At 58.4% G+C, this 13,324-nt stretch carries 13 protein-coding genes and 1 tRNA gene; 4 read left to right on the top strand and 10 right to left on the bottom strand.

Annotation, left to right across the window (positions count from 1 at the left end):
- The first annotated feature begins 119 nt into the window (after positions 1-119).
- Positions 120-368, top strand: coding sequence for a hypothetical protein (locus tag HUX88_RS01105; protein WP_176360528.1), 249 nt, complete (start codon positions 120-122; stop codon positions 366-368).
- A 30-nt stretch (positions 369-398) separates the two neighbouring features.
- A complete protein-coding gene (locus HUX88_RS01110) occupies positions 399-710 on the top strand; it encodes a DUF1778 domain-containing protein (protein WP_176360529.1) in 312 nt (103 codons plus the stop codon).
- On the opposite strand, the gene HUX88_RS01115 is transcribed toward HUX88_RS01110, so the two are convergent.
- From HUX88_RS01115 to HUX88_RS01135, 5 genes are all read right to left on the bottom strand, one after another.
- A complete protein-coding gene (locus HUX88_RS01115; RefSeq protein ID WP_176360530.1) occupies positions 685-1,701 on the bottom strand; it encodes an integrase core domain-containing protein in 1,017 nt (338 codons plus the stop codon). The genes HUX88_RS01110 and HUX88_RS01115 overlap by 26 nt on opposite strands.
- A 194-nt stretch (positions 1,702-1,895) precedes the next feature.
- The gene (locus HUX88_RS01120; RefSeq protein WP_176360531.1) at positions 1,896-4,472 is read right to left on the bottom strand and encodes an ATP-binding protein; all 2,577 of its coding nucleotides are present in this window, start codon (positions 4,470-4,472) and stop codon (positions 1,896-1,898) included.
- A 285-nt stretch (positions 4,473-4,757) separates the two neighbouring features.
- The gene (locus HUX88_RS01125; RefSeq protein ID WP_176360532.1) at positions 4,758-5,120 is read right to left on the bottom strand and encodes an Arm DNA-binding domain-containing protein; all 363 of its coding nucleotides are present in this window, start codon (positions 5,118-5,120) and stop codon (positions 4,758-4,760) included.
- A 174-nt stretch (positions 5,121-5,294) separates the two neighbouring features.
- Positions 5,295-5,379, bottom strand: a tRNA-Leu gene (locus HUX88_RS01130).
- 119 nt (positions 5,380-5,498) lie between these two features.
- Positions 5,499-7,415, bottom strand: a complete 1,917-nt coding sequence (locus HUX88_RS01135; RefSeq protein WP_176360533.1) for an AAA family ATPase — start codon at positions 7,413-7,415, stop codon at positions 5,499-5,501.
- 362 nt (positions 7,416-7,777) lie between these two features.
- On the opposite strand from HUX88_RS01135, the gene HUX88_RS01140 reads away from it, so the two are divergent.
- Positions 7,778-8,161 (top strand): gel scht, encoded by a 384-nt coding sequence (locus tag HUX88_RS01140; RefSeq protein WP_176360534.1) that lies wholly within the window; start codon positions 7,778-7,780, stop codon positions 8,159-8,161.
- A 48-nt stretch (positions 8,162-8,209) separates the two neighbouring features.
- Positions 8,210-8,617, top strand: coding sequence for a hypothetical protein (locus HUX88_RS32900; protein WP_147330458.1), 408 nt, complete (start codon positions 8,210-8,212; stop codon positions 8,615-8,617).
- 69 nt (positions 8,618-8,686) lie between these two features.
- Here the strand turns inward: HUX88_RS32900 and HUX88_RS01150 are convergent, their stop codons facing one another.
- From HUX88_RS01150 to HUX88_RS01170, 5 genes are all read right to left on the bottom strand, one after another.
- The gene (locus HUX88_RS01150) at positions 8,687-10,411 is read right to left on the bottom strand and encodes a glycosyltransferase family 39 protein (RefSeq protein ID WP_176360535.1); all 1,725 of its coding nucleotides are present in this window, start codon (positions 10,409-10,411) and stop codon (positions 8,687-8,689) included.
- 114 nt (positions 10,412-10,525) lie between these two features.
- Complete coding sequence (locus HUX88_RS01155) at positions 10,526-10,795, bottom strand: type B 50S ribosomal protein L31 (RefSeq protein WP_117013937.1); 270 nt, start codon at positions 10,793-10,795, stop codon at positions 10,526-10,528.
- 178 nt (positions 10,796-10,973) lie between these two features.
- Complete coding sequence (rho, locus tag HUX88_RS01160) at positions 10,974-12,236, bottom strand: transcription termination factor Rho (protein WP_116991848.1); 1,263 nt, start codon at positions 12,234-12,236, stop codon at positions 10,974-10,976.
- Between the two features lie 125 nt (positions 12,237-12,361).
- Positions 12,362-12,751 carry a thioredoxin TrxA gene (gene trxA, locus HUX88_RS01165; RefSeq protein ID WP_161089898.1) on the bottom strand — a complete coding sequence of 130 codons (390 nt, stop codon included), beginning with the start codon at positions 12,749-12,751 and terminating at the stop codon, positions 12,362-12,364.
- Between the two features lie 156 nt (positions 12,752-12,907).
- On the bottom strand, positions 12,908-13,324 hold the full coding sequence (locus tag HUX88_RS01170; protein ID WP_176360536.1) for a response regulator: 417 nt from the start codon (positions 13,322-13,324) through the stop codon (positions 12,908-12,910).

The following is a 13,324-nucleotide window of genomic DNA, read 5'->3' on the forward strand; positions in this document are numbered from 1 at the left end:
AATGTTATATACGGTTTATGCCGCTTTAGCGGGAAACTACAAGGAGATGGCACAATGGCTGTTGTTTCGCGAGCGATGCGGTGGCATCGCCGCCGCATCGCTCCAACCCTGCAATCACCATGACCGAAATAATGCCCCACGTAGCCGCCGAGACGACGACGGTTGAAAAGCAGGACAGCAAGATCGATCACTTGGATGCCAAGATTGACCGTCTGGATGCCAAGATCGACAGGGTGGCTGCTGAACTGAGCGCGCAGATCGACCGCAACGCGAAGGAGAGCACACGCTGGCTGATGGGTGTGGTGATGTCGGTCGGCATCCTCCAGTCAGCCCTTGTCATAGGGCTGGTGTTCAAGCTGATTCCCTGACCCGCTAGCCAGAACCGGAAGGCCTAAAACATGAATGCGACAGAAGAAGGAGACCGTATTACGGCCAGAGTTTCTACCTCAATGGCAGAGAAACTCCAAAAGGCAGCAGATTTAATGGGAATTACGTTGAATCAGTTCTTGGTTCAAGCCGCATTAAAAGAAGCGGATAGGATGATCGAACGAGAGCATACGATCCGCTACACCCGTGAAGACGCTGCCATGTTAATGAATTTACTCGACTCCCCGCCATCGCCTAACCCGGCGCTAGCGAAAGCGTTTGCGCGGTATAAAACCAAAGTGGAAAACGGCATGCTCACTATCCGCGCTGGAAGCGGCACGTGAAGTACTGGGCTTGATAGCTGTCCAGTCCCGTCTGTTCATAAACGCGTTTTACAAATAGATCGGGTTTCTGTCGTTGCCATTCTTTGAGCGCCTGGATCGGTGTTCTTGAACCGATAGCACGCTGTGGTATGTGGTGGTTGTACAGTTTGAGGTAGTTGTGCAGCGTCTTCTCCAAGTCAGCCTGGCTGTCGAAACGGGTTTGCTGAAGGAGCTCGCTGATACGGCCATTGAAGCGCTCGACCATGCCATTGGTCTGTGGATGACGTGGCGGGGCCAGGCGGTGTTCGATGCCCATGCCGGCGCAGACTTTGTCGAATACATGTCGGCCGCTAGGCTTCTTATCCTTGTTCGTGAAACGGTCCGTGAACTGCAAGCCGTTGTCGGTCAGGATCTTGCTGATTTTAATGGGCGAAGCCTCTTTGAGACGACGCAGGAAATCGATGCTGCTAGTGTCGCTCATGTCATGGTAAATATGCAGGAAGACCCAGCGCGTAGCGCGGTCGATGGCCACGAACAGATAGCGGCGGAAAGTCTCGTCGGGCATCTGCGGCAGGTACTTGATGTCGATGTGAACAAAACCTGGCTCGTAGTCCTTGAAGGTCTTCTTGGTTTGGATGGTTTCACCCTCTGTTGTGGGGATGACGTCCTCCAGGCGCGCCATGCCTTCGCGTATGAGCAGGTGGGCGAGGCCCGAACGTGACACGTCGGCATTGATGTATTGCCGGGTGATATAAAGCAGGTCGTCCAGTGGCAGATACAGCGTTTGACGCAGCGAGAATACGATGGCTTCCTGGCCGGCGTTCAAGGTCGTATGCAAGGTGTGAGCCCGATGGAGCGGTCTTGGACGTCGTCGCGCTTGAGCCATTTGGGCGGCCGTGGCGCGCGTGATGTTGAAGACTTTCGACGCCTCGCGGTCGGACAGCCCGGAGTCCTTGATCTCTTGGCGGATTTTCGGGGTAGTACGGGCTTGTGGATGAATGCGCGTGCTCATGTTCTGGACGGTTCCGGTGCGGTCTTGTGTTGGTTCGGCGATCGTGGCGCCAAGTCCGCGATCAACTCGTCCAGCATAGCCTTAGCGCGAAACAAAGGCCAGCTGCGACGGGGAATATGATCGCATGGAACTAAACATATAATGCCTTACCATTATCGATCAGTTGAGAAATTATTCACGAAAAGGCTTGTCGGTTATTTTTTTATAACTAGGCAATTTTCTTTAATTGTAATATCGTCTGCTGAGCCGATATTTCTATATTCGTAAAATATTTCGGAATTGGGGAAGCTGGATGAGAATTTCACCTTTAAAACATTTAATAAAGTTTTCGGGTGGTCGTCTGATTCAGGAAGAATTTTTCCAATCCAGTCTTTTAGGCCGAAATCAAAACGATTCGTTGAATTGCAATCCGACAAATCAACAATTTCATCAAAATATCCAAATTCCTCGAAGGTGTCGACTGACATGTCTGATGGACATTCTGGCTGATCCATTGAAAACACAAGCTCCTCGATGCTGTCATCTTTGAAATGTTCAATTAAATCCGAAATCGACATGCTACTTCCAGAGAGTTTTCCAACAATTAAACTACTATCTGACACCCCTAAACTTGCAACACGTTCAGAGAGACGGGGGACTTTATTTTTTCCTGAACTTTCCAGTTGTTCGTGGGCCCACAATGTTAGCGCAGATGCAGAAACTACCGGATTGGCATTACCCCGTGCTAGATCGGAATTGTTATCAGATAAAAGCACTCCCAAGATCCCCTTGCACTGGCCTGCAACAATCCCCTGATGAACAAGAACTCCATCTAGCTCACTTGAAATGCTGCGGCTTTCAATAGAAATACTTGCTCTACCTATTATATCTCCGCCAGTTTCATAAATATTTCTAACACTACTACTGTACTTCTCAATGATTGCGGCACTTGACTGCGGATATAATCGTTTTAACAGCGCACCGGGGGGCAATTCCTTCCAATCGTTTGCCCTTATGACACATATATCTTCTTCCGTCGATGACACAAAGATATCGATATCTAGCGTTGGTGCTAGATAGGCGACTAACTCTTCTATCGACTCGGTTTTTTCTATCGAAGCAAACTTTTTATTTACTAATCCGTACGACGTGAACGTCCGAAGGAGAGATTTTTTACCCTCAGCCAGTCTAATGGAGATCCTTGTTCCAGGTTCCGTTAATCGATCCTTGGCTACAGGGGTTAAAAGGATGGGGCGCTCCAAAACCCTATTTCTTAGATGTAGGACTACTTGTTTTTCAATATCGGTGCCATAACGCCAACTCGTCACTTTTATTTCATCACCTAACATAAATACGGAAAAAAATCCTATCCCGAATTGGCCGTTGGGAGTAAACCCCTTACTTGCGAGCCCGCTCCATTGCTGCCTAAAAGCAGGGTCTTTCCATAGTGAGCGCCCAAAATCTAACAATATATCCGTCAGAACGTACTCGCTCATGCCAATTCCATCATCTTGGACGTTCAACCAAACATCGCCATCAGTCTCACTTAGGCTAATATCAATACGACCGTGAGTTTTTTTTGCTGCGTGCAATCTTCGCGCACGTATTGCATCCGATGAGTTTTGAATTAATTCCTTAAGGGCGAGATATTTCTTATCTCCGTATAATTTGGCGCCACCAAATTTTTCTATTACACTTCCTACTTGACTTACTTGAAAACCAAAATCGATCGGTTGCCAACCTTCAACTGGAACATTCTTAATGAATTCTGATATATCTCCGGCTCCCATCACGCCTGTCGCAGACAAAACCGGGCGTCCGTGATTCGATAGCATTCTATTTGCGACACGCACTTCTTTGTCTACCATCTTTGCAGTCTCGAAGCAACGCCACCATGCTGCCGATTGATTTACACTAAATGTCGATCCACTCCAATAGAGCTCTCTTTTGTTATTAAGGGCCACGACACTTAACTTATTCTGGAAAACCCAATGGTTTTTTGACTCTCCGGAAGGGTTGGTAAGCGCCGCCTGCATATCAGGAGCTCTCAGACTATCGATGTGGGCAGCATCAATGCATCTTAAAAGCAAGGCCAGTTTCAAACAATCAACACTCCAATTTGCCCCTTCAACTTGAAGAGAACTATGCGGAGGGATTGGTGGAACATAGCCCCATGTGCTTTCAACAGCTGCGGCATCGATGCCATGGCTAGCAGATATTCTGCCGATTTCTCGACCATAATGATTTCTGAGCTCTAAGTCCTCCAAAAGATATCGTGGATGTCCGTCAAGGCCGGGCCATGACTGCACTAAAAGCTCGGCCGCTTGTTCCGAATGCAACAGACGAAGAGTTTCAAATAATGCAAGTTGATATCCCTCCTCTCCCCGTTGCATTTGGTGCTCAGAAAAATTATTTTGCGCAACAAAATCTTTCCACTGAACTGTCTCGAATAATCCGTGGAGGCCATTAGGAAATGCAAAAGAGGAGGTTGCGGAATCGTGCAGCAAGAATGTAATACCAAGGACGTATACTTCGATAGGATTTATTTGAAAATCCGCACCAAGAAGTACATCAGCAACAGCCCACAAAGCGTCCACGTGAGTAACATCGTGCATGGTGAGACTCGGGAGCTCCTGAGATATATGCGCTACCAGGGGAACAATAGCTGTGTGTGTTTTTTCAAAAGAAGAACTGAGCCTCGCTCTAGCATATTTATGTTTATCATCAGCTCCTTGGGGCGATAAGTATTTCTGCCAAAGATTTGAATCTCTATAGGTGTAGTTTGCGCTCATATATGAATTAGTATCGTTCTTCAGTCATAGAGAAAATGAGTTTAAGCCCCAGTCCGCTCCGGATGGTTGACTGTAGACTATCATTAATTTTTGGCAATTACTACGAATGTTGCGCAATAGCACAGCACTGAGCACGGAATTAGTCGCGTTGCCATTTCAACGCTAGGAATTAGCCGATCAGATTCTCGTCCGGCCGGATGAGCGTGCCTTGTTCTCGCTCCCCAACCGCAAGGCGTCGGACGACCAAGATTGACCTGACTGATTCTTCGCTGGCAATGAAAAAAATCAGCCTTTCCCAATCGCAGCATTGAGCCAGCTCAGCATTCCGCGATCTATTTGGCGCGGAAAAGGTGTTCTTGTCGTCGTCCTGAGGCGCGGGGGGAGCTCCGACTTGCTTGGATTCGGATCGATGCCTTGGCGAAGAAGCTTGTGTGCCTCGGTGCAGCCCTCGCGGGCGATCGCCAGGGGAACTTCGGGGTAAATACCGATCGCCAGAGTCTTTTGCTTGCCGGCAAATCGGTAGTTCATCCGCCAGTATTTGTTGGCGGCCTTGACCAGCAGATAGAGGGCGCGGCCATCGCCATACCGTTCGCCGGTGGGCGAACCCTGGAATTTGACTCGGCGCACGAACAAATCGGTGAGTGCCATGGCTGACTCCGGTGATGGACCTGGCCTAGCAAAATGATGGACCTGGTCCAAAAGTCCATCATTTGTCCGAGATTTGATGCTACTCCCCGAGAAAAATTTAGACAACAAAAAACCCGCTTCTCCTATGAAGAAAGCGGGTTTTGAGCTCTTATGAGATTTCTTAATGCTGAGTTCTGGTGCCTCGGGCCGGAATCGAACCGGCACGCCTTGCGGCGGGGGATTTTGAGTCCCCTGCGTCTACCAATTTCACCACCGAGGCCGGTGTGTCGTCCTGAACTTCAACGACTTGCCAGGGAGCTCAACCACTACGCCATCCCGGCAACGCGACCCGCATTATCACTGATTTGACCGCATGCCGCAAGCGACGGGGTGCAAATTTTATATTTTTGCAAGTGCCATGGCCGGCGCGGCGCTCAGCTGCCGTTGCTCCAGCAGCGAGAAGATGGCGTCCTTCGACAGCACGTACTGCTCCATCAGCACCTCCTTGAGCTCGTCAATCGCCACCCGGTAGTCGGCGATCGCGCCCAGCGTGTACGAGTAGAGCTCGTCCGCCTTGGCCTGCACCTGGTCGAGGTCGCGCTCCTGGTTCTTGAACTGCCTGTAGTCCAGCTTGGAGCGCGAGTACATCGACAGCTGGTTGACCATCATGTCCAGCATCGACGTGGCTTTCTGGATATCGTTCTGGCTGCCCACCGAGATCCCGCGCGCGCCGTAGAACAGCTCCTCGGCCGCGACCCCGCCGTACAGCTGGATCACGTCGCGCTCCAGCTCCTCCAGCGTGCGCAGCGCGACATCGTCCGAGGCCGACAGCACATAGCCCAGCGCGCCCAGCTTGGACACCGACTCCGTGCTGATCTTGAGCAGCGGCGAGCGCTCCTTGATCTGCGCCAGCGTCAGGCCCTGGCGCAGCCACGGGTCGATCTGCATGAAGAAGTGGCCCAGCTCGTGCAGCGCCACGCGCTCGCGCTGGCGCGTCTTCTCGGCGCTGGTGGCGCGGTCGGTCAGGCCGATGGTGGCGCGCTCGAAGGCGCGGAACATCAGCCCGGTGTCGATGGCCGCCTGTTCCTGGATGGCGATCATGCTGGCGCGGTCGACCACGGTCTGCAGCAGCGCCGGGCTGAGGTTGGCGGTGATCTCGGCCACCTGGTCGAGGTCGAGCCGCTCCCAGGCCACGCAGCCCTCGGCCTTGCGCGCCAGGAAGGCGCGCAGCAGTTCGCGCCGCTCGGCCTTGTTGGGCAGGCGGAAGTTGATCTTGACCGAGAAGCGGCGCAGCATGGCCTCGTCCATCGCCGAGCTGGCGTCGTCGAAGTTGGAGGCCACCACCCAGATCACGCCCGCGCCCTGGTCGCTGCGCACGCCGTCGAGCAGGCCCAGCAGCGCGTTGGCGGTGTCGTCCTCCCATTTCTTGTCGCCGCGTCCGCGCGGCATGAACAGGCCCTGGGCCTCGTCGAGGAAAATGATACAGCTGCCGCGCGCGCACGCCTTGCGGTGTAACGCGTGCAGCGCCTTGGCGCCGCCGCCGATGTAGCCGGACTCCAGCGCCGAGGCCGAGGCCTGGATCAGCGGCACGTTCAGGCGCTTGGCCAGGTAGCCGGCCAGCTTGGTCTTGCCGGTGCCCGCCGGCCCGGTCAGCATGACGTTGAAGGGCTTGTCGATATCGTGCTGGCGGTACACCGCGCGGTTGCGGATCATGTCCTCCAGGTGCAGCACTTCCTGCTTGATGTCGTCCATGCCGATCAGGTCGTCCATGCTGCCGGCCAGCTGGTCCGGCGTGAGCACGGTGGCCGACACGCCGGTGCCCGGCAGGCCGTGGCGCAGCACGAACAGCACCAGGCCCACCAGCAGCAGGTCGACCGCGTGGCGCCGCAGCCAGCCGCCGGCGCGCGCCATGGTGCTGTCGTCCTCGTCCTGCAGCACCGCGCGGTGCGAGGCCAGGTAGTCGTCGCGCGCGATCGCGTACGGCAGGTTGTGCTTCAGCAGCACCTCGCGCTCCAGGCTCAGGTGCGTGGTGGCCGGCACCTTGACCACGTACAGCAGCGGATCGCCGCGCAGCTTGAACACGTAGCGCGGCGCCTCCGACAGCGGCGCCGCCACCAGCAGGTATTCCAGCCGCTGGCGCTGGGCCGGCAGCGCGGTGATCTGCGCGATGTCCTGCGAGCGCAGCACGGGTTGCGGGTCTTGCGGCACGTCGGCGCGCCAGCCGAGCAGGGCCGCGATGGCAAGGGCCAGCAGGGCCAGGCCGGCGCGCACATAGTTGTTGCGCAGCGCGGCCTGCAATTTGTACAAGGTGAACATGGTGCTATCCAGATTAAGACTGTGCGGCTGGGATCGGATTTGGGCGCGGGGTTGGGGCGCAGCAGCCGGGGCCGCGATGGCCGGCGCGCGAGCTTGGGCGCTGCCGGGTGTTGCGCTCAATATAGCTGGACTGTGGCGCTTTGTATCGGCTGAGCTAAAAGAAAGACGCGCCGTGCAACAGCGTCGCCGGGGCTTCCGTTCGTCGCGTTTTTTTACACTTGGCGCACGCCGATCGACCGCCCGTCGCATACGCCGGATCTGGCGCGCGGCCTTTGCTAATCTGTACATGTCTACCGCTGATTTGAAAATACAGCGGTGGCTCCCGGTAGTTTGCAGGTCCCGAAAATCTTACGGAGCACACCATGAAAACCACTCTCTTCGGCGTTGTTGCCGCCTTGGCCTTTGCGGCCATGCCGGCCGCCCATGCGGACGAGGCCAGCGTGCAGATCAAAGGCGGCCTCAGCCGCCTTCACCTGCAGCAGGGCGACTTCGCCAACTTCAAAAACACGTATCAGTTGACCAATGGTCAGACCCTGACCTTCAGCCAGCGCATGGCGCGCTACTACACCCAGCTCGACGACGGCCAGCGCGTGGAGATCTACGCGGTCGCCCCGGACAAGTTCGTGACCGCCAACGGCACCCGCTTCGAATTCAGCGACGTGGGCGAGAGCGTGGGCGTGGCCAACTTCGCCCGCCTGCCGCTGGCCAAGGCCAACGGCGAAACCATCGTCGTCGCACGCCGTTAAACACTTCGGGGCCAGCCGCCCCAACCTTTTACATATTGGAGCAATACCATGAAGACCACTCTGTTGAGCCTGGCTGTAGCCGCTGCTTTGTCCTTCGCCGCCACCGCCGGTGCGGCGCCCGACGCCACCGCCACCAATGCCGCCAGCGAAAGCGTCAAGATCAGCGCCAGCCGCTACCACATGGAGCCGCAGGAGTTCCAGGATTACCAGTCCGCGTACCGCCTCAGCAATGGCGAGACGATGCGCTTCACGCGCCAGGTCGGTCACTTCTACACCGAGATCAAGGGGCAGCCGCGGGTGGAAATCTATGCGGTGGGACCGGCGGAATTCATCACGCGCACCGGCGCGCACATGAGCTTTACCGACAATGGCGACACGCTCACCGTCAGCAACTACGAGCGCCTGCCGATGCTGGCCAAACTGCCGGCCAACACCACCATCATGGCAAAGCGCTGAGCGCGCGCGGGCAGGGGCCGCGCGGCATCGTCACGGCCCCGTCGACCGGGGCCGTTTTTCATTCGGGGCTCAGCCGCCCCGGCGGTACAGGCGGAAGCGCTCGTCGCGGTCGGCCGGACGGCGGCCTTCCCACAGCAGCTTCCATTGCTGGTCGCGGTAGCGCGCCGGAATCTCGCGCTCGTCGCGCAGCTTGATGCTGTCCTGGAGCAGCAACAGGTCGCAATGGTCGCCCTCGACGCCGGCGAACGGCAGCTGGGCGTAGTAGGCGAACGAGGCGCGCTGGGCCGGGCCGACGTTGCTCTCGATGCAGCGCGCGCCGGCCGGCAGCTTGTCGGCGATCTGGCGCGCCACGCTGGCGTAGCTCTTGCTGTAGTTGACGTCCGGCAGGAACAAGGTCATCAGCAAAATCCAGATCAGGATCAGGCCGCCGGACGACAGCACCACGGCGCGCCACAGCACGGCCGGCTGGCGCGAGATGCGCCAGTGGACCAGCGCGAACCAGCCGGCGGTGGCGGCCAGCGCCACCAGCAGCGCGATCCAGCCCAGCTCGGGATGGAAGCCGGGCACCAGCTTGAGCGCGTTCTTGGCGGCCTTGGCCGGCCAGCCGGTCAGCTTGGCGATCCAGAACACCCAGATCACGGCCGCGCACAGCGTCAGCGCCATCACCGAGAACCAGTCGATGGCGTTGATGGCGCCGCGCTTCATGGTCAGCAGGCCGAACGCGGCCATGATGGCCAGCGGCGGCAGCAGCACCAGCAGCTGGCCCTGCTCGGGCTGGCCGCTGAACAGCGTCAGCAGCGCGCCCATGGTGACGAAGGCCAGCGGCACCACGATGTGCAGCGCGCGACGCTGGCGCCGCCAGGCCCACACGGCCCAGCCGGCGAACGGCCACGCCGGCCAGAAGAACCAGACGCCGACGCGGAAGAAGAATTTGAGCGAGACCATGCCCGGCATGCCGAGCTGGTCCAGGTTCCAGGCCAGCCAGGCGTTCAGCGGCAGCTGGTGGTAGGGTTGCAGCAGTTGCGCCGGCAGCAGCCACAGCGCGGCCACCGCGCCGCCGACGGCGATGGTGGCGCCCAGGTCGCGCGCCGCGCGGATGGCGGGCTGGTCGAGGAAGCGGGTGCAGGCGAACAGGGCCAGCATCAGGCACACCGGCGTGACCCAGCCGCGCGTCAGGGTCAGCAGGCCGACCGCCAGGCCGCTGAGGGCGGCGTTGCGCAGCGACGGGCCCTCCACGTAGCGCACGGTGCGGTACAGCAGCAGCGCCACCAGCGACACCTGCAGCGCCTCCGAGGTGGTCTCGTGGCTGTGCAGCAGCAGGCCCAGGCAGCCGAGGTAGATCAGCACGGCGGCGTCGGCCAGCGTGCGGCCGAAGTCGTCCGGCTCGGGCTGGCCGCCGAAGGCCAGGCGCAGCGGTTGCGCGTCCTGGCGGCGGCCCAGGTTGAAGGTGGCGTACCACAGCGACAGCACGCCCAGCAGGAAGATGCCGACCGTGCCAACGCGGGCCGCCAGCACATCGCCCATCAGCCAGCCGAACAGCTTGATGCCGAACGCGCCCAGCCAGAACGCCAGCGGGCCCTCGTCCGGCATCGACAGGCCGGCGATGTTGGGCCACAGCCAGTCCTGCCAGCTGCCGTGGGCCATGGTCCACATGATGCCGAAGCTGGCGGCGTCATCGTTCTTCCACGGGTCGCGGCCGATCAGGCCAGGCAGGATGTACAACAGGCCCAGGGCGAACAGCGCCCAGCGCGGCAATGCCAGGGTAGCGGCGGCGGGAAGACGGACTGGCTTCATCGATCGGTGTGCAAGTAAGAGGTGAACGGGAGTATGAAGGAAAACCGGTGGCTGGCGGGGCCGACAAACAAAAAAAGCAGCCAGAGGCTGCTTTTTTGTTCATCGCGGCGAAAATCAGCCTTGTGCGACTTGGGTCTTCGAACCCACTGCGCCGAACTTCTGGCGGAACTTCTCAACGCGGCCGGCGGTGTCGACGATTTTGTGCTTGCCGGTGTAGAACGGGTGCGATTCAGCCGACACCTCGATCTTGACCAACGGGTATTCTTTACCGTTGTGCTCGATCTTTTCGCGGGTCTGGATGGTCGAACGGGTGATGAATTTGAAGTCGCACGACAGGTCGTGGAACACCACTTCGCGGTAATCTGGATGGATTTCTGGTTTCATTTTGAAGCCTTCGGTTAGTTAGGTAGCCAAACAGCACTTCGTCGGTCGATACCACTTCGTGACCCGATTGCCGCTCACTTGCCAGAGTTAAAATTGATGCGATCGGGGATTATACCGGCGTTAACGCAAACAGGCAACCACGCGGGTTGCCTGTTTATCATGATTGCGTTAAGGGGAATTAACCGCCGCGCCTCATCATGTCGAAGAACTCACCGTTGTTCTTGGTGGCCTTCATCTTGTCGAGGATGAACTCCATCGCCTCGATCTCGTCCATCGAGTACAACAGCTTGCGCAGGATCCAGATCTTCTGCAGCTGGTCCGGCTTGATCAGCAGTTCCTCGCGGCGGGTGCCCGATTTGTTCAGGTTGATCGCCGGGTAGACGCGCTTCTCGGCCAGGCGGCGCTCCAGGTGCACCTCCATGTTGCCGGTGCCCTTGAATTCCTCGTAGATCACGTCGTCCATGCGCGAGCCGGTTTCGATCAGCGCGGTGGCGATGATGGTCAGCGAGCCGCCTTCCTCGATATTGCGGGCGGCGCCGAAGAAGCGTTTCGGGCGTTGCAGCGCGTTGGCGTCCACACCGCCGGTCAGCACCTTGCCGGAGGCAGGGATCACGGTGTTGTAGGCGCGCGCCAGGCGGGTGATCGAGTCCAGCAGGATGATCACGTCCTTCTTCATCTCGACCAGGCGCTTGGCTTTTTCCAGCACCATCTCGGCGACCTGCACGTGGCGGGTGGCCGGCTCGTCGAAGGTCGAGGCGACCACTTCGCCGCGCACGGAGCGCTGCATCTCGGTCACTTCCTCCGGACGCTCGTCGATCAGCAGCACGATCAGCGTGCAGTCCGGATGGTTGGCGGTAATCGCGTGCGCGATGTGCTGCAGGATCACCGACTTGCCGGATTTCGGCGAGGCCACCAGCAGGCCGCGCTGGCCCTTGCCGATCGGCGCGATCAGGTCGATGATGCGGCCGGTGATGTTCTCGGTGCCGTTGATGTCACGTTCCAGGCGCAGCGGCTCGTTCGGGTGCAGCGGCGTCAGGTTCTCAAACAATATGCGGTGCTTCGAGGCTTCCGGCGATTCGCCGTTGACCTTGTCGACCTTGACCAGCGCGAAGTAGCGCTCGCCATCCTTGGGGGTACGCACCTCGCCCTCGATCGAATCGCCGGTGTGCAGGTTGAAGCGGCGGATCTGCGATGGGGAGATGTAGATGTCGTCGGTGGACGCCATGTAGCTGGCGTCGGGCGAGCGCAGGAAGCCGAAGCCGTCCGGCAGCACTTCCAGGGCGCCGTCGCCGAAGATCTGTTCACCGGATTTCGCGCGCTTTTTCAGGATCGCAAACATCAACTCCTGTTTGCGCAGACGCGCCGCGTTGTCGATATCAAGACCGATGGCCATCTCCAGCAATGCCGAGACGTGTAGGGCCTTTAATTCAGATAGATGCATATGTGTTGAGTGTCCCGTGACGGGAAAGTAAAGGTAGGGGAGGGAACTGCGTGGTGTTGTCTATTTAGTTATTAAACGGCGCCGCGGGCGCGGCACCGTTTTGGTCCAGCGACATACTATCGTACTTAGATATTGCTGTCGATGAAAGAGGTCAGCTGGCCCTTGGCCATGGCGCCAACCTTTTGCGCGGCGGCCACGCCGTTCTTGAACAGGATCAGGGTCGGGATGCCACGGATGCCGAACTTGGCCGGCACGGCCTGGTTGGCGTCGACGTCCATCTTGGCGATCAGGATCTTGCCGTCGTATTCCTTGGCCACTTCTTCCAGGATCGGGGCGATGCTCTTGCAGGGACCGCACCATTCGGCCCAGAAGTCGACCAGCACAGGGCGGTCGGACTTGAGCACGTCGGCGTCAAAAGAAGTATCGGTGATGTGTTTGATATTTTCGCTCATATATTCCTCAATCGAGGTCTGTGGGGTCAATAACGCCTGGGGATTATGCCATGTTGTCCGCAATCGCCTTCAACGTTGCCGGTTACAGGCAGCAGGTGGTGGCCAATTGCGCGAATTCAATGTCTTGGAATGGGATGGCAACAAGGTCGGCAGGCGGGGATGGCGTAAATAATAACCCATTTTTTAGAAATGTGCGGCAGATTGTAGAAACCATCTAAACTATTTGCCATGGTTGCCCGGCGCCGGGCCCGGATGGGGCGGGCAGCGCCCGGCGGCGCGCTCCATCAGGCCGGCCAGCGTCTCGGCCGCCAGCGGCTTGGCGCAGGCGTCCAGGATGGCCAGCCCCTGCGCCTCGGCCAGCCGGGCGGCGGTGCGCAGCACGGCGCCGTCCACGCCCGACAACAGCACCACGCAGCCGCCGTATTGCTGCGCGGCGGCGGCGCGCAGGAAGTCGATGCCGTCCATCGCCGGCATGCTCAGGTCGCAGATCAGCAGGTCGGGCGGGCGCAGCCGCAGCGCCACCAGCGCGCGCCGGCCGTCGGTCTCGGCCACCACCTCGTGCGGGCCGAGCTCGACGATCATATCGGCCAGCAGTTCCAGCATGAACTTGTCGTCATCGAGCAGCATTACCCGCAT

It is taken from the genome of Duganella sp. BJB1802, from assembly GCF_013369445.1.
In the GTDB taxonomy this organism is placed as follows: domain Bacteria; phylum Pseudomonadota; class Gammaproteobacteria; order Burkholderiales; family Burkholderiaceae_D; genus Rugamonas; species Rugamonas vulcania_A.

Bases quoted from the DNA above. Each gene is read 5' to 3' on its own strand.
- HUX88_RS01105 (WP_176360528.1), top strand. From the start codon at position 120: ATGACCGAAATAATGCCCCACGTAGCCGCCGAGACGACGACGGTTGAA.
- HUX88_RS01110 (WP_176360529.1), top strand. From the start codon at position 399: ATGAATGCGACAGAAGAAGGAGACCGTATTACGGCCAGAGTTTCTACC.
- HUX88_RS01115 (WP_176360530.1), bottom strand. From the start codon at position 1,701: ATGAGCACGCGCATTCATCCACAAGCCCGTACTACCCCGAAAATCCGC.
- HUX88_RS01120 (WP_176360531.1), bottom strand. From the start codon at position 4,472: ATGAGCGCAAACTACACCTATAGAGATTCAAATCTTTGGCAGAAATAC.
- HUX88_RS01125 (WP_176360532.1), bottom strand. From the start codon at position 5,120: ATGGCACTCACCGATTTGTTCGTGCGCCGAGTCAAATTCCAGGGTTCG.
- HUX88_RS01135 (WP_176360533.1), bottom strand. From the start codon at position 7,415: ATGTTCACCTTGTACAAATTGCAGGCCGCGCTGCGCAACAACTATGTG.
- HUX88_RS01140 (WP_176360534.1), top strand. From the start codon at position 7,778: ATGAAAACCACTCTCTTCGGCGTTGTTGCCGCCTTGGCCTTTGCGGCC.
- HUX88_RS32900 (WP_147330458.1), top strand. From the start codon at position 8,210: ATGAAGACCACTCTGTTGAGCCTGGCTGTAGCCGCTGCTTTGTCCTTC.
- HUX88_RS01150 (WP_176360535.1), bottom strand. From the start codon at position 10,411: ATGAAGCCAGTCCGTCTTCCCGCCGCCGCTACCCTGGCATTGCCGCGC.
- HUX88_RS01155 (WP_117013937.1), bottom strand. From the start codon at position 10,795: ATGAAACCAGAAATCCATCCAGATTACCGCGAAGTGGTGTTCCACGAC.
- rho (WP_116991848.1), bottom strand. From the start codon at position 12,236: ATGCATCTATCTGAATTAAAGGCCCTACACGTCTCGGCATTGCTGGAG.
- HUX88_RS01170 (WP_176360536.1), bottom strand. From the start codon at position 13,324: ATGCGGGTAATGCTGCTCGATGACGACAAGTTCATGCTGGAACTGCTG.